Raw genomic sequence first — 23,384 nt, forward strand, 5'->3', positions numbered from 1 at the left:
CATCATGCTATCATTCCTCATTCGCAGAATTGCCCTGGCGCTGACAACCGGCTTCGTGGTGCTGACGCTCGTCTTCGTCGTCGTCCGCATCCTGCCCGGAGACCCGGCGCAGGTGATCCTCGGCGACATGGCGTCGGAAGAGAGCCTGACGGCGCTGCGCCAGCGGCTCGGGCTCGACCGTTCGCTGCCGGCCCAGTATCTCGACTTCGTCGGCGGCGCGCTCTCCGGTGACTGGGGCGAGTCCATGGTCACCGGCCGCCCCGTCGTCACCGAAATCATGACGGTGCTGCCCTGGACCATCGAACTGACCGTGGTCTCGCTCCTTCTCGGCACGGCGGTCGGCGTTCCGCTCGGCGTCTGGGCGGCCGTCAATCGCAATCGTGCCGTTGACTATGCGGTTCGGGTCGTCTCGCTGCTCGGCCTGTCCTTTCCGGCCTTTGTTTCGGCGGTCATCCTGTTGCTGGCCTTTGCCATCCAGCTTCGCTGGTTTCCGGTGATCAGCGCCCGGAGCGGCAGCGTCGGGGCCTGGTTCCAGTCCATCACGCTGCCGGCCTTGAACCTCGGGCTGATCATGGCCGCCTACATCACCCGCGTCACCCGTTCGGCGATGCTGGAAGTGCTGTCCGAGGACTACGTGCGCACGGCCCGCGCCAAGGGCGTGCCCTGGCCCGCCGTGGTCAGGCGGCACGCCCTGCGCAATGCCCTTCTCCCCATCATCACCGTGGTCGGCCTGTTTCTCGGCATCCAGATCGGAAACTCGGTGCTGACGGAAATCGTCTTCAACCGGCCGGGGCTCGGCAAGCTCATCGTCGGCGCGCTCAACCAGCGCGACTACACGATGCTGCAGGGGATGATGGTCATCTACACGCTGATCGTCGTCTTCGTGAACATGCTGACCGACATCGCCTATGGCCTTGCAGATCCGCGAGTGAAGCTACAATGACCCATGCTGCTCTTCCCGGCGCGCCGAGCGGCGCCTTGCGCGCCCTGATTCGCGTCTTCAACGTCAACAAGACCTCCTGGGTGGGGCTTGCCATCCTGCTTGCCGTGATCGTGATCGCCGTCTTCGCGCCGCTGTTCACGGCACACGATCCCCTTGCCCAAGACGTCACGCACCAGCTTTCCGGCCCGTCTGTGGAGCATATCTTCGGCACGGACGAATACGGCCGCGACACTTGGGCAAGACTGATCTACGGCGCCCGCGTTTCGCTCGCCATCGGCATTGCCTCGACAGTGATCGCCATGCTGGTCGGCTCGGCCATCGGTCTGCTGGCCGGCTGGTACGGCGGCCGCTTTGACGCCGTCATGATGCAAATCATGGATGTGCTGCTCGCCTTCCCGTCGCTCATCCTCGGGCTGGTCATCGTCGCCATGCTCGGCGCCACGACGCCGAACATCGTCTTCGCCATCGCGCTGACCTCGATCCCGCCCTTCGCGCGGATCGCGCGGGCGCCGACCATCGCGCTCAAGGAGCGCGACTATGTCGAGGCCTGCCGGTCGCTGGGCTATTCCGATGCGCGCATCCTGCTCGTGCATATCCTGCCCAACATCGCCGCCGAGATCGTCGTGATGGGTTCGCTCTGGCTGGCCAACGCCATCCGCACCGAGGCGTCGCTGGCTTTCATCGGGCTCGGCATCAAGCCGCCGACCCCGACCTGGGGCGGCATGATCCGCTCCGGCTTTGAGAACATCCTCGACAGCGCCTGGCTGGCCGTTGTGCCGAGCCTTGCGATCCTGATCGTCATCTTCGCCCTCAACCTGCTCGGCGACGGCCTGCGCGATGCGGTCGACCCGAAGCTCAAGAACGAGGTGTGAAAATGGGCGAACCCGTACTTTCCGTCAGGGATCTGACGACGTCCTTTCGCGGGCCTCAAGGGTGGACTCCCGTCGTCAAGGGACTGTCCTTCGATCTCAAGCCGCGCGAGACGTTGGCCATCGTCGGCGAGTCCGGCTCCGGCAAGAGCGTCACCGCGCTGTCGCTTCTCAAGTTGGTACCGGAGGCCAACGGCCGGGTCGAGGGCTCAGCCCTGCTCGGTGGTCGCGACCTCATGTCCTTGCCGGAGGCGGAGATGTGCCGCATCCGCGGCAACGAGATCGCCATGATCTTCCAGGAGCCGATGACCAGCTTGAACCCGGTGCTGACTGTCGGCGACCAGATCTCGGAGGCGTTGATCCTGCATCGCGGCATGGACAGGGCCGCGGCCCGGGCCGAGGCGCTGCGTATCCTCGACCGGGTCCGCATCCCGGCGGCGCGTGAGCGTCTGGACGAGTACCCGCATCGCTTTTCCGGCGGCATGCGTCAGCGCGTGATGATCGCCATGGCGCTCGCCTGCCGGCCGAAGGTCCTCATCGCCGACGAGCCGACGACGGCGCTCGACGTGACCGTACAGGCCCAGATCCTCGACCTGATCCGCTCCCTTCAGGACGAGTTCGCCATGGGGGTGGTCTTCATCACCCATGACATGGGGGTGGTCGCGGAAATCGCCGATCGCGTGCTGGTGATGCTGCGCGGCGACAAGGTCGAGGAAGGCGAGACCACGCAGATCTTCGCCAGGCCGGCCCACGCCTATACGCGGCGGCTGCTCGCCGCGGTTCCCACGTTGGGCTCGATGCGCGGCGAGGCGGCGCCGAAGAAGATGCCGGACTTCGTGGAAGAGGACGAAAGCGCCGGCCCGGCTGCCGCCCCAGATCGCTCGCCGGCCTGTCACGACGAGCCTCTTCTTGAGGTCGAAGGCCTGACGACCCGCTTCGAGATGCGCAGCGGGCTTCTACGGCGCGTCTCCGGCCGCGTGCACGCGGTGGAAAACGTCTCCTTTTCGCTAGCGCGGGGTGAGACGCTCTCGCTGGTCGGGGAATCGGGCTGCGGCAAGTCGACGACCGGCCGTTCTATCCTCCGGCTGGTCGAGCCGCTCGCCGGTTCGGTCCGCTTCGAGGGACGCGAGGCGATCGGCATGGGTGGGGCGCAGTTGAAGGCGCTGCGCCGCGACATGCAGATGATCTTCCAGGATCCCTATGCCAGCCTCAATCCGCGCATTCCCGTCGGCAGGGCGATCGCCGAACCCATCGTCGTGCACGGGCTTGCCGGCCGGCGCGAGGCGGAGGAGCGCGCCGCCGGCCTGCTGGAGAAGGTGGGGTTGGAGCCTGGCATGGCGGCCAGGCTGCCGCACGAATTCTCGGGCGGCCAGCGCCAGCGGGTCTGCATCGCCCGTGCGCTCGCTCTCTCGCCCAAGCTGATCGTGGCAGACGAGGCCGTTTCCGCTCTCGATGTCTCGATCAAGGCCCAGGTGCTCAACCTGATGCTCGACCTGCAGTCCTCGCTGGGGCTTTCCTACCTGTTCATCTCGCACGACATGGCGACCGTCGAACGCGTCAGCCATCGCATCGCGGTCATGTATCTGGGGGAGATCGTGGAGATCGGCCCCCGCGCGGCGATCATAGAGAATCCGCAGCACCCATACACGCGCAAGCTTCTGTCCGCCGTGCCCCTGCCGGACCCCGCACGGCGCGGCACCCGTCCGCCGCTTCCCGCCGAAGACCTGCCCAGCCCCGTTCGCGCGCCGGACTTCGTTCCGCCCGAACGGATCTGGCGCACCGTTTCGCAAGGCCATCTGGTCCAGGAGTCGTCCTGACATGCACAACCATTCTCCTGTTTTCTACCGCGACCTCAACGCGGTCCCACCGTCCATCGTCAGGGGTGAAGGCTCCTACCTGGAGGATGCGTCCGGCCGCCGCTATCTCGATGCGTCGGCAAGCGCCGGCGTGGTCGGTATCGGCCACGGCCGCTCCGAGATATGGGATGCCTTGGCCGCGGCGGGGGACAAGGTCACCTTCGTCTACAACGCGACTTTCACCCACCCCTGGCAGGAAGAGCTTGCCGGCCGCATCCTTGCCATGGCGCCTTCCAACATGGCCGGCGTCTACTTCACTTCGGGCGGGTCCGAAGCGAATGAATCGGCCTGGAAGCTCGCGCGCCAGTATTTCGTCGAGCGGGGCAAGCCCCAGAAATACAAGGCTGTTGCAAGATGGCTCAGCTATCACGGGGTGACGCTCGCCACGCTGTCGCTATCCGGCCGCACCAGCTGGCGCGAGATCTATTCGCCGCTGCTCCTGCCCGTGGCGCGCGTCGCCCCGCCCTACGAATACCGTTGCAGGATATGCGGCGGGGGCCGATGCACGCTGGCGTGCGCCGACGATCTTGAGCGCACGATCCTGATGGAAGGACCCGAAACGGTCGCGGCGTTCTTTGCAGAACCCATCGTCGGAACCACGGCAGCCGGCCTCACGCCGAATCCGGGCTATTATCGCCGCATCCGCGAAATTTGTGACCGCTACGACGTGCTCTTCGTCGCCGACGAGGTGCTGTGCGGTTACGGCCGCACCGGCCACCCCTTCGCGATCTCGGGCTGGGATGTCGCGCCGGATATCGTCACGCTCGGCAAGGCGATCGGCAGCGGCTATGCGCCGCTGGGGGCAATGGTCGTGTCGGAGAAGATCCGCGAGGTCTTCGCCGCCGGCAGCGGCCGCTTCGTCCACGGCCTTACCTACAGCGGAACCCCCTCCGCCTGCTTCGTCGGAAACCGGGTGCATGAAATCATGTCCCGCGAGGGGCTCTTCACGCGCGGCGCGGAGATCGGGCGCTATCTGGAGGCCGGATTGCGTGCGCTTGCGGATCGGCACCCGGCGATCGGCGACATCCGGGGACGCGGTCTGCTGTGGGGCGTCGAGTTCGTCGAGGACCGCGAGACGCGACGGCCTTTCGACCCGAAGGTCGGCTTCACCGCGAAGATCGTCAGCCACATGCGTGTAAACGGGATTCTCGTCGCCGCCGGCATTCCCGGCATCAACCATGGGCAAGGTGGCGACCACATCCAGATCAGCCCGCCCTTCACCATCAGCGAAAGCGAGATCGACGTCCTGCTCGACGGTCTGGACGAGGCGCTGAAGCGGTATGGGAGCGTTCCGGCATGATCACGCTGGGCTCCGTGACGGACCTTCGTCCCGAACATGCCGGCCGGGCCGTTCTGGTCGGCTCACATGGCGGCCACGCGACGGGCGAGTATGCGCTCGCATTCGCGATAGCCTCGCTGATGTGTCACGACGCCGGCATCGGGCTGGAGGAGGCCGGGGTCGAAGGGCTGACGGTTCTTGGGAACCAGTCCGTTCCGGCAATCGCAATCGATTACCGCTCGGCACGCATTGGCGATGCGCAGGACATGCTGGCCCGCGGCCGCGTCAGCCGGGCGAATGCGCCCGCCGTCGCGCTGGGCATCTTCCCCGGAAGCCGGGCCGCGGATGCGGCGGCGTTGCTATCCGATCGAGTAGGGCAGGCAACGGCGCTTTCCGGGGCAACCAGTGACGCCATCTTTCGTCGCCGGGAATGCTCGCTCGGCCCCGGTCGACGCCTTGTCTTCCTCGACAGCGCATCGTCGATCACGCCTTTCGACAACGGAGCCATCATCGTTACGGGCTCTCACGGCGGGCTGCCGGCCGGGGCGGCGGACCGCGCGATCAAGGCACGCCCCTTGATCGCCATCTTCAACGACGCCGGCGTCGGCATCGACACGGCGGGCATCGCGCGCCTGCCCGTGCTGGATCGGCAGGGGGTGGCTGCGGCCTGTGTCAAGGCCGCGTCGGCCAGGATCGGCGACGCCCGGTCCACCTACGAAACCGGCATCGTCTCCTTTGCCAACGAAAAAGCGCTCGCCCTCGGCGCACAGCCCGGCACGCGGATACGCCATCTCATCGGCAGCCTGACCGGCATCGCCGCTGATCAATTTCCAACATGGGACACATGACAATGACCGAAGCAAAGCTGACCACAGCGACATCCGACGCAACGATCCGCCTCACGGGCGGGGAGGCGATTGCCGAAATTCTCGAACGGGCGGACGTCGGGCCGATGTTCGGCATGGGCGGGTTTCAGCTTCTGCCCTTCTACGAAGCCGTCCGGCGCAAGGGGTTACGCCATCATCTGATCAACGACGAGCGGTGCGGAGCCTTCGCCGCCGACGCCTGGGCGCGGATGTCCGGACGGCCGGGCGTGTGCGATGCGACGCTGGGGCCGGGCGCCACCAACCTTGTGACGGCGCTCGTCGAGAGCTTCAACGCCGGGATTCCCCAGGTCGTCTTCGTCGGCGATACCCACCGCGATCATTCCTGGAAGAACATGACGCAGGAGACCCGGCAACTCGACATCCTGCGTCCCGCCGTCAAGGAGGTGATGCGTATCGAACGGCCCTCCCGGGTGCCGGAGGCGGTGCGCCGCGCCTTTGCGGTCGCCACCTCCGGCAGGCCCGGACCCGTCGTGGTCGACGTGCCGGAAGACGTCGCGCACGAAGTCCACGACTATTCGGTCGCCGACTTCTGGATCGATCCGGCGACGACCCGGTTCCCGGGTTATCGGTCGAGACCCGATGCGGGCGATGTCGAGCACGCTGCTGCGGTCATCGCGGCGGCAAGGCGACCGCTCCTGCTGGTCGGCGGCGGCGTGCATATCTCCCAGGCCTACGAGGCGCTGCGAGCCTTCGCCGAAGCCCACGCGATCCCGGTCGCCCACACGCTCTCCGGCAAGGGCGCCATCGCCTGCACGCACCCGCTTTCGGCCGGCCTGTTCGGCCGCTACTCGCGCATCGCCAACGAACTGATCGAGGCCAGCGATTGCCTGATCGTCGTCGGCTGCAAGCTGGGCGAGATCGCCACCAGGCGCTTCCATCTCTTCAACGGCCATGCGCCCGTTATCCATGTCGAGGTGCTTGCGGAGGAGATCGGCCGGACCACCCGGACGGACCATGCGCTCGTCGGCGACGCGCGGCTGGCGCTGGAGGACCTGTCCGCCGCCCTCTATGGCGAAGCTGTCCGGGCATGCGCCGCCCGCGCGGACTACGCGGCCGAGATTCCCGCACGCATGCGCAGGTGGCGGGATGGCGCCGCCGACCGCCTTCTTTCGAGCGAGGTGCCAATCAACATGGGCCGAATGTTGCATGAGCTGAATGAGGCGATGCCGGCCGAGTCCGTGCTGGTCGCCGACGGCGGCTTCGCCGCCCATTGGGGTGGGCTGCTCTACGATACCAAGGCGGCGGGCCGGAGGTTCGTAGCCGACCGGGGTTTTGCCTCGATCGGCTACGGCCTTCCCGGAGCGATGGGCGCCCAGCTCGCGGTGCCCGACCAGCCGGTCGTCGCCATCACCGGCGACGGCGGGTTCAACATGACGATCGGCGAGCTGGAAACCGCGCGCCGGGCCGGCACGCCGTTCACGCTGATGATCGTCAACAACGCTGCCTCCGGCTACATCAAGGCGTTGCAGCATGCGATGTACGGTGCCTATCAGTCTTCGGATCTCGTGGAGATGAACTATGCCCGGATCGCCGAGGACTTCGGCTGCCAAGGCATCCGTGTCGAACGGCCCGAGGAACTCGGCCCGGCCATCCGCGCTGCGAACGAGGAGCGCCGCCGGCCCTCCGTTATCGACGTCGTTGTCACGCGCGATCCCGCAAGGATGCTGCCGGGTGTCGATAATCGCACCTTAAAAGTGACCAAGGGAGACAGGCCGGTTTGAGGAGCAAGTCGCGATCCCACAAATCGGATCGGACCATCTTGAAATGAACGTCCTCTGTTTCACGGTGTCCGGCGATGTTGCCTTTGCCATCGGTTCAATCATGGCTGCTCGCAATAAACAGGTCGTCGCTTCATATCCGTTCAAGAGCTTTGCGCTCGATACGCTATGGAGACTTGTGAGATTTCCTCAAAGCGACCGTTCGGCTTATGCGCGCTGAATGGTCGGCTTTGGGTGGCTACGCCGGAAAAATCATCGTTCGCTGACTGAGAGAGGATGGCTGCTGTGCACCATCGGTTGAGGCACTGAGCGAAGCGGTGCGCAAACCCGCGAGCGGATACGCAACCTCACACTGACAGCACGATAATGTTGCGTGGTGGAATCAAACGACAGAGCTCCCGCCAAGCAGATGCTTGAGGCCGGCAACCGCCTTGCGCGCCGGCGGCGATGCCGATCCCGTAAAGCACGACGATCCCGCCCGTCGGCGAGGAAGGCCGTGACATAGCCGAGGCGTTGCCAGAGACGTTCCACCAGGAGGCCGACGACGACGTGACGACCCATCTCAGCAGGAAGCCTCCGGTCGGTCCCATGAAGACGCCGAAGCCGCCGCGTCCTCCCGAGAGAAGCGGCAGGCCGATCGCAACGAGGATCAGGAAAAGGATCATCGACAGGCCGCCGCGCCTGGCACCGAGAACACCACCGGCGAGGATGGCACCGAGAGATTGCGCTGTGATCGGTACGCCCACGACCGGCAGGGTCATGGGCGGGAAGACGGCGAGGGCGGCCGTGATGGCGGCAAAGGTTGCTATGAAGACGGTGTCACGCGTTTCCATGGGGTTCCCCTATGATGGCAGGTAGGACGCGTATCATCCGGGTCCGCCGCGGAGCAGCGGACCATGCGTTTGGCGGCGGGGCGTCTTGCCGCTGCCCCGGGATCGCTATTTTCCGAGCAGCGTCGCGACGAAGGACGTGTTGAAGACGCCGGAGACGAACTGCTCGTTCTGAAGGATTTCCTTGTGGAACGGCGCCGTCGTCGTGATCGCCCCGAGGTCGAGCTCGTCAAGCGCTGCGATCATGCGGGCTCTCGCTTCCTCGCGCGTCTGGCCCCAGCAGATGAGCTTGCCGACCATGGAATCGTAGAAGGGCGGAATGACGTATCCGGCCTCGATATGCGTATCCATCCGGATCCCGAGGCCGCCGGGCATATGGAAGCGCTTCACGGTGCCCGGGCATGGCATGAAGTTCTGCTCGGGGTCCTCGGCATTGATGCGGCATTCGATGGCGTGGCCGGAGATACGGATATCGTCCTGCCGGATGGCAAGCGGAATGCCGCTGGCGACTTCAAGCTGCATCTTGATGAGGTCGAGCCCGGTGATCATTTCCGACACGGGATGCTCGACCTGGATGCGGGTGTTCATCTCGATGAAGTAGAACTTGCGCTCATCGAGGTCGAACACGAATTCGATGGTGCCGGCATTGGTGTACTTGACCTCGCGGCACAGATTGACCGCGGCGGCGGCAAGTTCCTGGCGCAGCCTGTCGTCGAGAACCGGAGAGGGGCCTTCCTCGATCAGCTTCTGATTTCGTCGTTGGGTCGTGCAGTCGCGCTCGCCCATATGCAGGAAGGTTTCGCCGTCGCACATCACCTGGATTTCGATGTGGCGGATATTGGTGAGATAGAGCTCGATGTAGACGGAGGAGTCGCCGAAGGCGGTTTCGGCCTCGGACATGATTTCGGAAAGATCGCTTTCCAGGCTTTCCATCTGGCGCACGACGCGCATGCCGCGCCCGCCGCCGCCAGCCGCCGCCTTGATCAGCAGGGGGAAACCGACGTCCTTGGCGACCTTCAGCGCCTCGGCGAACTCGGTGATCGCGCCGTCGGAACCGGGAACCGTGGGCACGCCGGCCTTCTTCGCGATCTTCTTCGCCTCGATCTTGTCGCCCATCTGGTGGATGACCGTGCTGGACGGGCCGATGAAGATGATGCCTTCCTTCTCGCAGGCGGCCGCGAACTCAGCATTTTCAGCAAGGAAACCGTATCCGGGATGGATGGCGTCGGCACCGAAGGAGAGGGCGGCGCCGAGAACCGCCTGCTGGTTGCGGTAGCTCATGTTGGAGCGCGCAGGTCCGATGCAGACGGCCTTGTCGGCGAGCCGTACCGGCAAGGAATTCGCGTCCGCCTCCGAATGAACCAGGATGGTCGATACACCGAGCTCGCGACAAGCGCGGATAATACGAAGAGCGATCTCGCCGCGATTGGCGATCAACACTGTTTTGATCAACGCAGACATGCAAATTCTTCCCAGTTGAGTGTGTTTTACGACGACCTTCAGTTGGTCCTGATGACCATCAGAGGCTGGCCGTATTCGACGGGCTGCTCGTTCTCGACCAGGATCTTCGTGATGACGCCCTCGACCTTGGCCTCGACATTGTTCATGAGCTTCATGACCTCGACGATGCAAAGCACGGTGTCGGACTTGACGCGGTCCCCGACATTGACGAAGGCCGGGGCGCCCGGCTTCGACGCCGCATAGAAGGTGCCGACCATGGGAGCCTTGATGACCACCTCGTTCTCGGCGGGCTGCTCATAGGCATCGGCCGCGGCAGCGGGCGCCTGGGCCGCCGGCTGAACGGCGGGGGTTGCCGGGACGGCCTGCACCGGCGCGGCGACGGACGCCTTCGCGATCTTGCTGTCGGCGAAGAACGAGGAATTCTCGTTCCGCGACAGCGAGATCTCGACCTCGCCGACCTTCAGGTAAAAGTCCTTCACGTCGTCAGCGACATTGATCCACTTCAGGATCGCGTTCACTTCCTTGATCGCCTCGTTATCCATTGGCATTGACCTTCTCGACTCCAAGTTTCAGTTCAAAGTTTGCGGTTTTGATCGCCAGGGCGCGCTTGCCGGTGTTTTGCGCGTGGGCGCGCTTGATGAGGGCGAGCAGGGAGCTGCCGCCGTCGGCCGGGGCGGCTTCCTTCTTGGCCTTCACCATCTCGTCCACCTGCGTCCCCGCGAACATCGCGCGCAGGAGCAGCGTGTCGATGTCGTCGTCCGGATAGCGTGCGGCGAGATCGGGCAGCATGGGCGCAATAGGGCCGGGCTCGGCGGCGATTTCGGAGGCGCCGTTGCGGATGATGCGCCCGCGCAGTTCCGGATCGATCGGCGCCAGCAGCTTGCCGTAGTAACCGAGGACGTATTTCTTGATCTCGTTAGGCACGATCTTGTAGCGCTCGCCGGTGATGACGTTGAGCACCGCCTGGGTGCCGACGAACTGCGCGAACGGCGTGATCATGATGGGATAGGCAAGCTCCGAGCGGACCTTGGCGACTTCCACCAGGAGTTCGTCGAAGCGATCCTCGAGGCCGGCCGTCTTCAATTGCGACTGGAAGTTCGACAGCATGCCGCCGGGAATCTGGTGCATGTAGTGGAGGCCGTTGTATTCGACCGGCACGCCGAGCGGCTTGCCTTCGTCCTCGGCGATCTGGTGAAGCCTTTCGCTCACCCTGGCGATGCGTGCCATGTCGAGGTTCACCTCGTAGCCGAGCGCTTTCAGGTCGCGTACGACACTTTGCACGGCAGGCTGGCCGTTGGCATTCGCCAGCGGGGCGATGGAGAGGTGCAGCACGTCGACGCCGTGCTCGACGGCCTCGAGATAGACCAGCGGGGCCAGCGCCGTGAGGCAGTGGCTGTGGATTTCCAGAGGCCGGTCGCCAATCAGATCCTTGATCGCAGGGACCAGCGTGCGGATGCGCTCGGGTGTCAGGAGGCCGCCTGCATCCTTGAGCATGAACGCATCGATATCCGTCTTCTCCAGATATTCCCTGGTCTTGGCGATATAGAGTTCGTCGGTATGCACCGGGCTCTCGCAATAGGACAGGGCGCCGAAGGTGTAAGCACCCAGCTCCTTGGCCCTGCGCAGCCCCGGCGCGATGTTGTCGATGTCGTTCAAGCCATCGAACGAACCAATCACGCGGAAGCCATTCGCATAAAGGCTATCCACCCATGATTGTATAACGTCATCAGGAAGGAAATCGAAGGATGCAATATTCCGCGAACGGATCAGCGCGCGGAACTTCGTGCCCGGCGCGCGCTCGTGAAGTAGTCTTACGCGCTCCCAGGGGTCTTCCTTCAAGTAACGAACAGAAACGTCGAATTGAATGGGAGCGACGAGGTCGATCTGTGTATATCCTGCCGCGGTGATGTCATCGAGCATCGAAAGCATGTGTTCCGTGCGCATGCGCGTTGCCCAAAGGCTCTGCTGGCCATCGCGAAACGTCGTGTCGACGATTTTGATCTCGCGCATGCTACCGGCCGGGCGACCGCCATTGGCCATGATCTGTGATATAGTCTGCATATGATCTTTAGCCACAGCAAAACTCCCGTTGAATTTTGATCTCGATATGAAGAAATCTCCGAATGAGATCGAAATCTCTGGAAAAATTCTGTGAGATCAATGGTTTGATTGTGTAATCGTGCGCAGTATATCCTCCTGATGCGCAAGATTGCGATTGTGAGGCTAGTTTTCCGACCGGCCGTCCGTCAACAAAAAAATCGCTATTTGACATTTGTTCGCATTTCGCACGCTCCGCTGATTGACGGTCTGACCGAAAAGATAATAGTCTGTTTGTCGGACAATGTAGCTCGCCAGAATTGGGGAGGGAGCCGAGTGCCGGTCGAGACGGTGCAGAGGCGGTATGCCTGTCCAGATCGGTGGTATTCGCCCCGAGGTTCGACATCCGTGTCGTCCCGGGGAGTGCCACGGAAGGCGACCTGGCGCGGTCGTCGTCGCCGGTCTGGCGAGCTGTTGTCCGGCGCCGATGGGGCGTGATGCCAGAGACTTGGAGGGGCTTTTTGCTGGGCGGCCTCGTCCAGGCGGGCTCCTATGTTCGGCCGCCCGGTGGCGCGCCGATCTCAAGAATGGACGAGGCGATCAATTCCGGCCGCAAATGTCGTTTGGCCGGACGCAAACCGGGAGGAGAACCGAATGCGAAATTTTGTGAAGTTTGGCGGACTGTTGGCCGCGCTGATCGCCGGCACGAGCACTGCCGCTGCAAAGGACACCTTCAAGGTCGGCATCGTGACCTTCCTTTCCGGGCAGGCGGCGCAGAGCTTCGGCGTTCCGGCAGCCAACGGCGCGAAGCTGCTGGTCAAGAAGCTCAATGCCGGCGAAGTGCCCGCGCCCTACGACACGCCGGGCATGGGCGGTATGCAGATCGAAGCCGTCCTGATCGACGAGGCGGGGGGTGCCACCGTCCAGGTTCAGGAATACCGCAATCTGGTACAGCGCGAGAAGGTCGATGTCGTCATCGGCTATGTCGGTTCGGGCGACTGCCTTGCCGTCGCGCCGGTCGCCGAGGAGCTGAAGACGTTCACCATCCTCTACGATTGCGGCACGCCCCGCATCTTCGAGGACGCCGACTACCAGTACGTCTTCCGTACCGCCGCGACCGCGACGCAGGACAATGTCGGTCTCGTGCGCTATCTGAAGGCGCTCGGCGTCGATATCAAGACCTATGCAGGTATCCATCAGGACTATGCCTGGGGGCATGACAGCTGGGTCGACTTCAAGGCCGCCATGGGCCAGATCTATCCCGAGGCCACGGTAGCGGCCGAGCTGTTCCCGGCCTTCGGCGCCGGCCAGTACGGAACGGAGATCTCTGCGCTCATGCAGAGGCGCGCCGATGTCATCCATTCCTCCCTGTGGGGCGGCGATCTCCAGTCCTTCATCCTGCAGGGCCTGCCGCGCGGCCTCTTCAGGCAGGCGCAGGTTGCCTTGTCCACCGCAGACCATGTCCTGCCGCCGCTCGGCAACAACATGCCCGAGGGCGTGATCATCGGCGCGCGCGGCTCCTACGGCTACATGGCGCCGGAAAGCGCGCTCAACACCTGGTGGGACGCTGCCTATCGCGAGGCCTACGACAACGTCGTGCCGGTGCAGGGACCCTATCGCATGGCGCAGGCGCTTCTCGGCCTGAAGAGCGCCGTCGAAAAGGCGATGAAGGAAAACGGCGGCGTCAAGCCGTCCTCCGAGCAGCTCTCCGCCGCCATGACGGGCCTGTCCTGGGAAAGCCCCGCGGGGCTGATCGAGATGACGAACGGCAAGGGCCATCAGGCGATCCAGTCGATCGGCTTCGGACGCACGCAGAAGGACAAGGACGGCAACATCGTCCTCGGCGACATCCTCCACTTCGACGCCCGCTGCGTGAACCCGCCGGCGGACAAGAAGAGCATCGAATGGATCGAGGCGGGTTTCCCCGGCGCCGACTGCGACTGACCAAGGCTGCCGGGGCGCGCAGCCCCGGCCTCCCGCAACACCGACGATCGGTTTTCTGACATGAACCTCATTTTCACCATTCTCCTGGATGGGCTTATCTATGCCTCCTGGCTTTTCATCGTCGCGCTCGGGCTGACGCTCGTCTTCGGCGTCCTGAAGATCCTCAACTTTGCCCATGGCGGGCTCTACGCGCTCGGTGCCTACGGGGCCGCAATCGCCGTGCCCTTCTTCGCCGGCCTCGGCATGCCCGAGTGGTTCAGCCTGCTTGCCATGTTCATCGCCGCGGCGGCCGTGGCCATCCTGATCGCACCGCTGATCGAGCGCGGGCTGCTGCGCTACTTCTACGGCCGCGACGAAGTGCTGATCCTTCTCATCACCTACGCCGTGTTCCTCATCCTGGAGGACGTGACGAAGATGATCTTCGGCGTGAACCCCTACTATGTCTTCGAGCCGCGCAACCTGCTCGGCAATGTGGAGATGGGGTCGCTGTTCTATGTCGGCTACGACCTCGCGCTGATCGGCCTTGCCGTCGTGTGCGGTCTCGGCGTCTGGTTCGGCCTCAACCGCACGCGGATCGGCAAGATCACGCTCGCCGTCATCAAGGAGCCGGAAGTGAGCCAGGCGATGGGCGTCAACATCGCGCGCATCTATCTCCTCGCTTTCGGCGTCGGCGTCTTCCTCGCCGCGCTCGGCGGTGCCTTCACGAGCCCGTTGATCTCGGTGCAGCCGGGCAACAGCGTTTCGGTCATCGTCGTCAGCTTCGCCGTCGTCATCATCGGCGGCCTCGGCTCGATCCCCGGCGCGGCGATCGGCGCGCTGATCGTCGGCATCGCCCGCGCCTTTGCGGTCTACGAGCTTCCGGAAGCCGAGATCTTCATCATCTACCTCGTGATGGTGGCCGTGCTGATCTTCCGGCCGGAAGGCCTTTTCACTCCCATCAAGGCGCGCAAGATATGAACCCGATCCTTTGCACATTCGGCCTCGCCGCGCTCGGCGCGCTGGTCTTCATCGCCATCGGTCTCGTCGTGCCGGCCTGGTTCCTCTTCACCATGACCAAGGCGGTCGGCTTCGGCCTCGTCGCACTCGGTCTCGTCGGGTTGCTCAGGGGCGGGCTGCTCAGCTTCGGCCAGGGGCTCTACTATTGCGGCGGCGCCTATGTCTCGGGCCTCATGGCGAACTGGGCAGGCGTCACGGATATGATCGTGCTGCTTTCCGTCGGCTGCATCGCCGGCGGCCTGATCGCCGCCCTGGTCTCGCCGCTGGTCGCCCGCTATCGCGGCATCTTCTTCGCCATGCTGACCATGGCGCTTTCGATGGTGGCCTACGGCGTCCTCACCAAGATCGCCGCCATCGGCGGATCGGACGGCTTCAACGTCCCCAAGCCGACCCTTCTCGGCTACCACCTGGCGGAGACCGGCTTCGGCCTCTATGCCATCGCCGTCGTCACCGCCGCGCTCGCCGCCGCGGTCTGTCGGGTTCATTTCGACAGCGGCCTCGGCCTCATCGCCAGCGCCGCGCGCGAGAACGAGTTGCGCATCGAATATCTGGGTGCCTCGGTGTTCTCCGTCAGCATGCGCAGCTTCATCCTCGCCGGAGGCCTGGCCGGGCTCGGCGGCACGCTGAACGGCGTCGCGCTCGGCCATGTCGATCCCTTCTTCAGCTATTGGACGACGTCGGGCGAGATGGTCTTCATCGCCATTCTCGGCGGCTATGCTTCGGTGACGGCCGTCTTCGGCACGGCGCTGATCACCGAGCTCGTCCGGTCCTTCTCCGGCCAGTACTTCCCCGAAAGCTGGCAGATGCTGCTCGGCATCTTCCTCCTGCTCGTGATCGTCTTCCTGCCGCGCGGCGTGGGGTCGATGTGGGCGAAGCCGGCGAAAAACCATGCAATCCGCAGCATCAAGGAGCCAGCGACGTGAGCGGTGCAGTTCTCGAGGTAAAGGGCCTCATGAAATCCTTCGGCGCGCTGGTCGCCGCCAACAACCTGAACGTGGAGGTCATGCCCTCCGCCCGGTTGTCGCTGATCGGCTCCAACGGCGCGGGCAAGACCACCTTCGTCAACATGGTGACGGGCTATCTCAAGCCCGATGCCGGCCAGGTGAAGCTGGACGGTAGGGACATCACCCGCCTGCCGCCGCGGCTCATCACGCGGGCAGGTCTCGGCCGCTCCTTCCAGATCCCGCAGCTCTGCGAGGCCATGACGCCGGTCGACAACATCCTCGTGGCGCTGGAGATCGCGGGCGACGGCGGGTCGGTCTTTCGTCCGGCGCGCACGAAAGGTTCGCTCGACAGGGCCGTCGAGATGCTGGAGCGCTTCGGGCTGGAGCGCTACGCCGGCCGTCCCGTGAACGAACTGCCGGGCGGGGTGCGCAAGCTGATCGATATCGCCATGTCGCTTGCCAGCCGCCCGCGCGTGTTCCTGCTCGACGAGCCGACATCGGGCGTCAGCACGGAGGAGAAGTTCCCGCTGATGGACAAGGTCATGGCCGCGCTCGAGGGGGAACGCTCCGCGGTGATCTTCGTCGAGCACGACATGGAGATCGTGACGCGCTACGCCGACCGGGTGCTCGCCTTCTATTCCGGCGAGATCATCGCGGACGATGCGCCGGACGAGGTGCTGAACGACCCCGCCGTGCAGAAATACGTCACCGGAACGGCGAGGTAAGGCGATGCTGACCATTCGTGACATCAATGTGAAGATTGGCCAGGTCGAGGCGGTCCGCAACTTCTCGATGGATGTGCCCGCCGGATCGATGATCGGTCTGGTCGGTCGCAACGGGGCTGGCAAGACCACCGTGATGCGCGCCATCATGGGCCTTGCCAGGCTTGGTGGCGGCTCCGTCACCCTCAATGACCAGAACCTGGAGAAGGTCGACGTTCACCGCCGTCCCGCGCTGGGCCTCGGATACATGCCGGAAACCCGGGGGTTGATCCCGGACCTGACTGTCGAGGAGAACATCCTCCTGCCGACATGGGTGATGCGCGGCATCGACGGCAAGGCGCGGCTCAAGTTCGTCTACGACATCATGCCGGAGCTGATACCGATGGCCGACCGCAAGGCGCTTCTCCTGTCGGGCGGCCAGCAGAAACTGGTGGCACTCGGCCGCGCGCTCACCGCCGGCACCCGGCTTCTCCTGCTCGACGAGCCCTTCGAGGGCGTCGCCCCGGCGCTCGCCCAGCGCCTCTCCGAGGTGATTTCCTCGCTGAGGAGCGAGAGCCTCTCGACCATCATGAGCATGTCCGAGACCACCCATTCCGAAAGCCTGCTCGACCAGGTCTGGCGCATCGAACGCGGCGCGAACGTCGCGGCGGGCGCGGCGTGACGCCCGGCGCAAGACCCTCTTCCGATAGAAAGGATATCATCTCATGCAAACGACACGATCCGTCATCGCCGATGGGGCCGGAGGTCCCGAAGTCCTGCGCATCGTCGAGCGCGCCTTGCCGGCGCCCGGTCCGAACGACATGGTGGTGCGGGTTCACGCGGCGGGGATAAACCGGCCCGACGTGATGCAGCGGCAGGGCAACTATGCGCCTCCGCCCGGCGCGAGCGACGTGCTCGGACTGGAACTGGCGGGGACCGTCGAGGCGGTCGGAGCGGACGTGACGCGCTTTGCTCCGGGCGACCGGGTGCTGGCGCTGGTCGCCTCCGGCGCCTATGCCGAACGTGCCGTGGTACACGAGGATGTCGCCATCGCCATTCCGGCGGGGATGAGCTTCATCGAGGCGGGCGCCGTGCCCGAGACCTATTTCACGGTCTGGAGCAATGTCTTCGAGCGCGCCGGCCTTGCCGATGGCGAGACGCTTCTCGTGCATGGCGGTACCTCCGGCATCGGCTCGACGGCGATACAGGTGGCGAAAGCGCTCGGGGGGCGGCGCGTGATCGCCACGGCCGGCTCGGACGAGAAATGCGCGGCCTGCCTGGAGATGGGCGCCGATCATGCGATCAACTACCGGACTGCGGATTTCGTGGAGGAGGGGCGGCGGCTGACCGGGGGACGCGGGCCCGATGTGATCCTCGACATGGTGGGCGCACCCTATTTCCAGAAGAATCTCGACCTGATCGCCCTCGACGGGCGGATTTCCCAGATCGCCTTCCAGTACGGCAGCCGCGCCGATATCGACCTCGCTCCGCTTCTGTTCAAGCGGGTGACGATGACCGGTTCGACCTTGCGCGCCCGCCCCGTCGCCATGAAGGCCCGCCTTGCCCGCGCCCTGGAAGAGCATGTCATGCCGCTCCTGGCGGCGCGGCGGGCCTTGCCGGTGATCGACAGCATCTTCCCCTTCGAAAAGGTCGCCGACGCCCATGCCCGGATGGATGGGGGCAGCCATGTCGGCAAGATCGTTCTGGCGATGACCGCGGAGGCCGACGCCACCGCCGGCGGCGGGTGATCGTCCCGCCGCTGTATCCGGCAATCATCTTTTCGTCGAAACCTCACCATGCCCGGGCCTTTGCGAAGGCCCGGCAAGGCGCCCGATACGGGAGGCAGGATATTGACCGCAAACAAGCGCGATTTGATGGGGGGGCTCGCGAAAGGCCTGCGGGTGATCGAGGCCTTCACGGCGGAAGCCCCGAAGCTCAGCATCACGCAGGCTGCCGGGCGCATCGGCCTCGACCGCGCCACGACACGCCGCTGCCTGCTCACTTTGGCGGAGCTCGGCTACTGCGCCTATGACGGGAAGTTCTTCACCATCACGCCCCGCGTCCTGCGCCTGGGGACGGGCTGCCTCGCATCCATGCCTCTCCACAAGATCGTGCAGCCGATGCTGGACGAGGTTTCCGAGGAGATAAAGCAGAGCACGTCCGTCTCGATCCTGGATCATACGGAAATCGTCTATATCGCCCGGGCGGCGCAGACCCGCGTCATGTCAATCGCGCTGATGCCGGGCTCCCGCCTGCCTGCCTATTGCACCTCCATGGGGCGCGTTCTGCTGGCCGCGCTGCCTGAAGCGGAGGCGCAGGGCATCCTGGAAGCCTCGACGCTCACCCGGCGCACCGAGTTTACGCAGACGAGCCTCAAGGGGATCATGGAGGAGTTGGCCCGTGTGCGCCAGCTTGGCTATGCCCAGATAGACCAGGAGGTCGAGATCGGCCTCAGGTCGATCGCCGTTCCATTGAAGAACACGCGCGGCAGAACGGTCGCGGCCTTGAACACAGGGCTGCCCGCAGCGATCGTGCGGATGGAGGATGCGGTCCAGGAGTTCCTGCCATCGCTGCTTCGCGTTCAGAAGGAATTCGCGACCCTGTCATTGTAACGCCAAGGAAACAACGCCGCCGGGCACATGCGGAGCCGGACGGCGAACATCGCCGCTTCGCTTGCCGCATCGATATTCTAACGGAGGGGCGGTTCTATCCGCCGCATTGAAAACACCATGGACAAGACACTTGCAAGCCTTGAGACCGCCGTCGCGGAGATTGGCGACGGCGCTGTCGTGATGATCGGCGGTTTCGGCGGTTCGGGTGCGCCGATCGAACTGATCCACGCCCTCATCGACAAGGGACCGAAGGACCTCACCATCATCAACAACAATGCCGGCAACGGCCGCATCGGCATCGCCGCGATGATCGACGCGGGCATGGTGCGCAAGATGATCTGCTCCTTCCCGCGCTCCACAGATCCGCGCGCCTTCACCGACCGCTATCTCGCAGGCGAGATCGAGTTGGAGCTGGTGCCGCAGGGCACGCTCGCCGAGCGCATCCGCGCCGGCGGCGCCGGCATCCCCGCCTTCTACACGCCGACGAGCTACGGCACGGAGCTCGCTAAGGGCAAGCCGGTCGCCGAATTCGACGGCCGCATGTACGTGCAGGAGCGCTGGCTGAAGGCGGATGTCGCGCTGATCAAGGCGCATGTCGGCGATACGCACGGCAACCTCACCTACAACAAGGCTGCCCGCAATTTCAGCCCGCTGATGTGCATGGCCGCGGCGAAGACCATCGTGCAGGTCTCGAAGCTGGTGCCGCCCGGCGGCATCGACCCCGAGCATGTCGTCACCCCCGGCATCTTTGTCGACGGCCTCGTCGAGGTTGCCGATCCCAAGCAGGAAGAAGACCTCATCCGCGCAGGAGTGGCCTACGCATGACCGTCGATACGCACCCCATGAACACCCGCGAGGACATAAAACTCTCCAACGCCCAGATCGCCTGGCGCGCCGCACAGGACATTTTCGACGGCGCCTATGTCAACCTCGGCATCGGTTTCCCGGAAATGGTCGCCCGCTACCAGCCCGAGGGTCGGTCGGCGATCTTCCACACGGAGAACGGCATCCTCGACTTCGGCGAGGCCCCGCCGGAAGGCGAGGAGGACTGGGACCTGATCAATGCCGGCAAGAAGGCCGTGACGCTGAAGCCGGGTTCGGCCTTCTTCCACCATGCCGACAGCTTTGCCATGGTGCGCGGCGGCCATCTCGACGTCGCCATCCTCGGCGCCTACCAGGTGGCCGAGAACGGCGACCTCGCCAACTGGCGCGTCGGCTCCAAGGGCGTTCCGGCCGTCGGCGGGGCGATGGACCTCGTGCATGGCGCAAAACAGGTCGTCGTCATCACCGAGCACGTCACCAGGAACGGCGAGCCGAAGCTCGTCGAGCGCTGCACCTTCCCGCTCACCGGCGTCGGCTGCATCACCCGCATCTATACCAGCCATGCCGTCATCGACGTTTCGGGCGGCCGCTTCGTGCTGCGCGAGAAGCTGCCGGGCATGACGGTCGAGGAGCTGCAGGCGATGACCGGCACGAAACTGCATGTCGACGGCGATGTCGCCGATCTCGTCGTGCCGCAACTCTAGAACAGTGTTGTACGCACTTCCGGCCGCAAAGCCGCTACGCACGTCTGCTGGAACTGCTTGAGGGGAACACCATGGCTGAGGCCTATATCTGCGACTACATCCGCACGCCCATCGGCCGCTTCGGCGGTGCGCTTTCCTCCGTGCGTGCCGATGATCTCGGCGCCATCCCGCTGAAGGCGCTGATGGCGCGCAATGCCGGCATCGACTGGGAGGCCGTCGACGACGTCATCTTCGGCTGCGCCAACCAGGCGGGCGAGGACAACCGCAATGTCGCCCGCATGTCCGCGCTCTTGGCGGGCCTGCCCGTCTCCGTCTCCGGCACGACGATCAACCGCCTCTGCGGCTCCGGCATGGACGCGGTCATCGCCGCCGCCCGCGCCATCAAGGCCGGCGAGGCGGAGCTTTTCATCGCCGGCGGCGTGGAGAGCATGAGCCGCGCGCCCTTCGTCATGCCCAAGGCGGAGACGGCCTTCTCGCGCAATGCCGAGATCCACGACACCACCATCGGCTGGCGCTTCGTCAATCCCGTGATGAAGAAGCAGTACGGCGTCGATTCCATGCCGGAGACCGGCGAGAACGTCGCCGAGGATTTTTCCATCTCGCGTGAGGACCAGGACGCCTTCGCCGTTCGCTCGCAGGCGAAAGCTGCCGCCGCGCAGGCGAACGGGCGGCTGGCAAGGGAGATCACCCCCGTCACCATCCCGCAGCGGAAGGGCGATCCGGTCGTGGTCGAGAAGGACGAGCATCCGCGCGCGACGACCATCGAGGCGCTCGCCAGGCTCGGAACACCCTTCAGGAAGGAAGGCGGCACGGTGACGGCGGGCAATGCGTCGGGTGTCAACGACGGCGCGGCGGCGCTGGTCATCGCCTCGGAAGCGGCGGTCAAGAAGTACGGCCTCACCCCCATCGCCCGCATCCTCGGCGGCGCGATGGCAGGTGTACCGCCGCGCATCATGGGCATCGGCCCGGTCGCGGCCACGCAGCGCCTCTGCGCCCGCCTCGGCCTCACACCCGCCGACTTCGACGTGATCGAACTCAACGAGGCCTTCGCCTCCCAGGGCCTGGCGACGCTCCGCGCTCTCGGCATTGCCGACGACGCCGGCCACGTCAATCCGAACGGCGGCGCCATCGCGCTGGGCCACCCGCTCGGCATGTCCGGCGCCCGCATCACCGGCACCGCAGCGCTGGAACTCAGCCTCACCGGAAAGAAACGATCGCTCTCCACCATGTGCATCGGCGTCGGGCAGGGCATCGCCGTCGCGCTCGAACGGGTCTGACGGCGGAAGAGGGGCGACAGGATGGGCTTTCCGGATATCCTTTTGAGAGGCTACCGCAATTTCATGGAGCGGCGGTTTATCCATGAACGCTGCCGCTACCGTACGCTGGCGGAGGACGGGCAGGCGCCGCACACGCTCGTCATTGCCTGCTGCGATTCCCGTTCCGCGCCGGAGACAATTTTCGATTGTGGCCCTGGTGAGCTCTTCGTCGTCCGAAATGTCGCCAACATGGTGCCGCCCTATGAGCCGGACGGCCATTTCCATGCCACCTCGGCGGCGCTCGAATATGCGATCCAGGTCCTGAAGATCGAAAACATCGTCGTCATGGGTCATGGGCGGTGCGGCGGCATCAAGGCGGCACTCGACCCCGCCGCCGAGCCCCTGTCGCCCGGCGATTTCATCGGCCGATGGATGGCCCTCCTGCAACCGGCGGCCGCGCAGATAAAGGGCACGCACCTGATGACCCAGGGAGAGCGGCAGACGGCTCTGGAGCGCGTGTCGATCCGAAACTCGATTAACAACCTTCGCACCTTTCCCTATGTCTGCGCCCTGGAAGAACAGGGCAAGGTGCGCGTCCATGGAGCCTGGTTCGACATCTCGACCGGTGAACTCTGGGTGATGGACGGCAGGACCGGTGATTTCCGTCGTCCGGATGCCGACGGCATCGGCACGACGGAAGAGTCGCCCCTCAACAGAGCATCCGGACGCGTCAGGGCATCGGCGTAAGCATTCGCTTGCTGCACCCCTGCCGCGTTATCCAAGTTGCTCCTGCCGGCGCGGGTCTATTGGGATCGGCGCATGCAGGTCGAAACCGGCGACTTCATACCCGCGTTTGAAGTCTTCTATGTGGCGCGCCATCCAATGTTGCGCCGCCCGGCTGTCTCCTCTTTCGATCTCTGCGAGGATCGACCGATGCGCGGCAAGCAGACGGTGGCGCGCCTGGGGGACCGCGTCATAAAGGCCGACCGTGGCGGAGAAGAGCAACATCCGGATCGGTTCGCTCACCAGGCCGAGCACGGCATTGGAGGCGGCCTGCGCGACGAGCCGGTGAAACTCGATATCGTACTCGATGACCTTGTCGTCATCCTCGATATGCTCGTTCAGGCGGGCGACGTTTTCGCGCAGCGCCTCCCTTACCTCCGGCTCTATCCTTTGCGCGGCCGCATGGGCGGCGAACGGCTCGATCTGAAGCTGCATTTCCCACAGGTCGAGGAAGCTGACATGCATGAGCCCGAGCGCGCGCGTGTTGACGCGCGCGATCTCGCTGGCCTGCGGAACCTGCACGACCAGCCGCTTGCCGCCGACCCGCGTTACCAGATCGGAGTTTTCCAGCGCCCTGATCCCTTCGCGGACCGTCGAGCGGTTGACGCCGAGCTGCGCGGCCAGTTCCGTCTCCGTGGGAAGCTTGTCGCCCGACTTGAGCCGGCCACTCATGATCGCCTGCTCGATCGCCTTGGCGACCCTCTTGTAGGTCGGATCGCGGTCGATCTGGATCAAGGTGGGC

The 23,384-nt window shown here is 64.9% G+C and carries 21 protein-coding genes and 1 pseudogene; 17 read left to right on the top strand and 5 right to left on the bottom strand.

All coding sequences use genetic code 11. The features are described 5' to 3' along the window. Nucleotides 1-4: 4 nt before the first annotated feature. Genes AABQ55_RS08905 through AABQ55_RS08930 form a run of 6 tightly spaced genes read left to right on the top strand, consistent with a single transcriptional unit; the run spans nt 5 to nt 7,555 of the window. Nucleotides 5-943, top strand: coding sequence for an ABC transporter permease (locus AABQ55_RS08905; protein WP_272804759.1), 939 nt, complete (start codon nt 5-7; stop codon nt 941-943). Further along, nucleotides 940-1,815, top strand: a complete 876-nt coding sequence (locus tag AABQ55_RS08910; protein WP_272804760.1) for an ABC transporter permease — start codon at nt 940-942, stop codon at nt 1,813-1,815. Before AABQ55_RS08905 ends, AABQ55_RS08910 begins: the two co-directional genes overlap by 4 nt. A gap of 2 nt (nt 1,816-1,817) precedes the next feature. Next, nucleotides 1,818-3,629 (top strand): ABC transporter ATP-binding protein, encoded by a 1,812-nt coding sequence (locus AABQ55_RS08915; RefSeq protein ID WP_272804761.1) that lies wholly within the window; start codon nt 1,818-1,820, stop codon nt 3,627-3,629. Nucleotide 3,630: 1 nt separating this feature from the next. Next, nucleotides 3,631-4,968: an aminotransferase family protein gene (locus AABQ55_RS08920; RefSeq protein ID WP_244767649.1), complete on the top strand. Its 1,338-nt coding sequence runs from the start codon at nt 3,631-3,633 to the stop codon at nt 4,966-4,968. Continuing rightward, entirely contained in the window at nt 4,965-5,795 is an 831-nt protein-coding gene (locus AABQ55_RS08925) for a hypothetical protein (protein WP_272804762.1), read from the top strand. The genes AABQ55_RS08920 and AABQ55_RS08925 overlap by 4 nt, the downstream gene beginning before the upstream one ends. Nucleotides 5,796-5,797: 2 nt before the next feature. Next, nucleotides 5,798-7,555, top strand: a complete 1,758-nt coding sequence (locus tag AABQ55_RS08930; RefSeq protein ID WP_272804763.1) for a thiamine pyrophosphate-binding protein — start codon at nt 5,798-5,800, stop codon at nt 7,553-7,555. A 344-nt stretch (nt 7,556-7,899) separates the two neighbouring features. Here AABQ55_RS08930 and AABQ55_RS08935 read toward each other — a convergent pair whose 3' ends face one another. The 4 genes from AABQ55_RS08935 to AABQ55_RS08950 form a co-directional block, all read right to left on the bottom strand. Further along, the gene (locus AABQ55_RS08935) at nt 7,900-8,385 is read right to left on the bottom strand and encodes a biotin transporter BioY (protein ID WP_272804764.1); all 486 of its coding nucleotides are present in this window, start codon (nt 8,383-8,385) and stop codon (nt 7,900-7,902) included. A gap of 105 nt (nt 8,386-8,490) precedes the next feature. Beyond that, nucleotides 8,491-9,843, bottom strand: a complete 1,353-nt coding sequence (gene accC / locus AABQ55_RS08940; RefSeq protein ID WP_272804765.1) for an acetyl-CoA carboxylase biotin carboxylase subunit — start codon at nt 9,841-9,843, stop codon at nt 8,491-8,493. 38 nt (nt 9,844-9,881) lie between these two features. Further along, nucleotides 9,882-10,391, bottom strand: a complete 510-nt coding sequence (accB, locus tag AABQ55_RS08945; protein WP_272804766.1) for an acetyl-CoA carboxylase biotin carboxyl carrier protein — start codon at nt 10,389-10,391, stop codon at nt 9,882-9,884. Next, entirely contained in the window at nt 10,378-11,853 is a 1,476-nt protein-coding gene (locus AABQ55_RS08950; RefSeq protein WP_272804767.1) for a pyruvate carboxylase subunit B, read from the bottom strand. The genes accB and AABQ55_RS08950 overlap by 14 nt, the downstream gene beginning before the upstream one ends. Before the next feature lie 681 nt (nt 11,854-12,534). Between AABQ55_RS08950 and AABQ55_RS08955 the strand changes: the two genes are divergently transcribed. The 11 genes and pseudogenes from AABQ55_RS08955 to AABQ55_RS09005 form a co-directional block, all read left to right on the top strand. Beyond that, a complete protein-coding gene (locus AABQ55_RS08955) occupies nt 12,535-13,824 on the top strand; it encodes an ABC transporter substrate-binding protein (RefSeq protein WP_272804768.1) in 1,290 nt (429 codons plus the stop codon). 60 nt (nt 13,825-13,884) lie between these two features. Further along, nucleotides 13,885-14,781 carry a branched-chain amino acid ABC transporter permease gene (locus AABQ55_RS08960; RefSeq protein WP_272804769.1) on the top strand — a complete coding sequence of 299 codons (897 nt, stop codon included), beginning with the start codon at nt 13,885-13,887 and terminating at the stop codon, nt 14,779-14,781. Further along, nucleotides 14,778-15,743 carry a branched-chain amino acid ABC transporter permease gene (locus AABQ55_RS08965; protein WP_272804770.1) on the top strand — a complete coding sequence of 322 codons (966 nt, stop codon included), beginning with the start codon at nt 14,778-14,780 and terminating at the stop codon, nt 15,741-15,743. Before AABQ55_RS08960 ends, AABQ55_RS08965 begins: the two co-directional genes overlap by 4 nt. After that, nucleotides 15,740-16,489 (top strand): ABC transporter ATP-binding protein, encoded by a 750-nt coding sequence (locus AABQ55_RS08970; RefSeq protein WP_272804771.1) that lies wholly within the window; start codon nt 15,740-15,742, stop codon nt 16,487-16,489. The genes AABQ55_RS08965 and AABQ55_RS08970 overlap by 4 nt, the downstream gene beginning before the upstream one ends. Nucleotides 16,490-16,493: 4 nt before the next feature. After that, the gene (locus AABQ55_RS08975) at nt 16,494-17,147 is read left to right on the top strand and encodes an ABC transporter ATP-binding protein (protein WP_272804772.1); all 654 of its coding nucleotides are present in this window, start codon (nt 16,494-16,496) and stop codon (nt 17,145-17,147) included. A gap of 43 nt (nt 17,148-17,190) precedes the next feature. Continuing rightward, on the top strand, nt 17,191-18,213 hold the full coding sequence (locus AABQ55_RS08980) for an NAD(P)H-quinone oxidoreductase (RefSeq protein WP_272804773.1): 1,023 nt from the start codon (nt 17,191-17,193) through the stop codon (nt 18,211-18,213). A 102-nt stretch (nt 18,214-18,315) separates the two neighbouring features. Beyond that, nucleotides 18,316-19,077 (top strand): IclR family transcriptional regulator domain-containing protein, encoded by a 762-nt coding sequence (locus AABQ55_RS08985; RefSeq protein ID WP_272804774.1) that lies wholly within the window; start codon nt 18,316-18,318, stop codon nt 19,075-19,077. 117 nt (nt 19,078-19,194) lie between these two features. Continuing rightward, nucleotides 19,195-19,902 carry a 3-oxoacid CoA-transferase subunit A gene (locus tag AABQ55_RS08990; RefSeq protein WP_272804775.1) on the top strand — a complete coding sequence of 236 codons (708 nt, stop codon included), beginning with the start codon at nt 19,195-19,197 and terminating at the stop codon, nt 19,900-19,902. Next, entirely contained in the window at nt 19,899-20,603 is a 705-nt protein-coding gene (locus AABQ55_RS08995) for a CoA transferase subunit B (protein WP_272804776.1), read from the top strand. The genes AABQ55_RS08990 and AABQ55_RS08995 overlap by 4 nt, the downstream gene beginning before the upstream one ends. Nucleotides 20,604-20,674: 71 nt before the next feature. Then, a complete protein-coding gene (gene pcaF, locus AABQ55_RS09000; protein ID WP_272804777.1) occupies nt 20,675-21,880 on the top strand; it encodes a 3-oxoadipyl-CoA thiolase in 1,206 nt (401 codons plus the stop codon). A gap of 21 nt (nt 21,881-21,901) precedes the next feature. Further along, nucleotides 21,902-22,534, top strand: a pseudogene (locus AABQ55_RS09005) (carbonic anhydrase); the annotation flags it as partial. Nucleotides 22,535-22,633: 99 nt separating this feature from the next. Here the strand turns inward: AABQ55_RS09005 and AABQ55_RS09010 are convergent. Beyond that, the gene (locus tag AABQ55_RS09010; protein ID WP_245082429.1) at nt 22,634-23,377 is read right to left on the bottom strand and encodes a FadR/GntR family transcriptional regulator; all 744 of its coding nucleotides are present in this window, start codon (nt 23,375-23,377) and stop codon (nt 22,634-22,636) included. Nucleotides 23,378-23,384 lie beyond the last annotated feature (7 nt).

The organism is Shinella sp. WSD5-1 (assembly GCF_963942435.1).
In the GTDB taxonomy this organism is placed as follows: domain Bacteria; phylum Pseudomonadota; class Alphaproteobacteria; order Rhizobiales; family Rhizobiaceae; genus Shinella; species Shinella yambaruensis.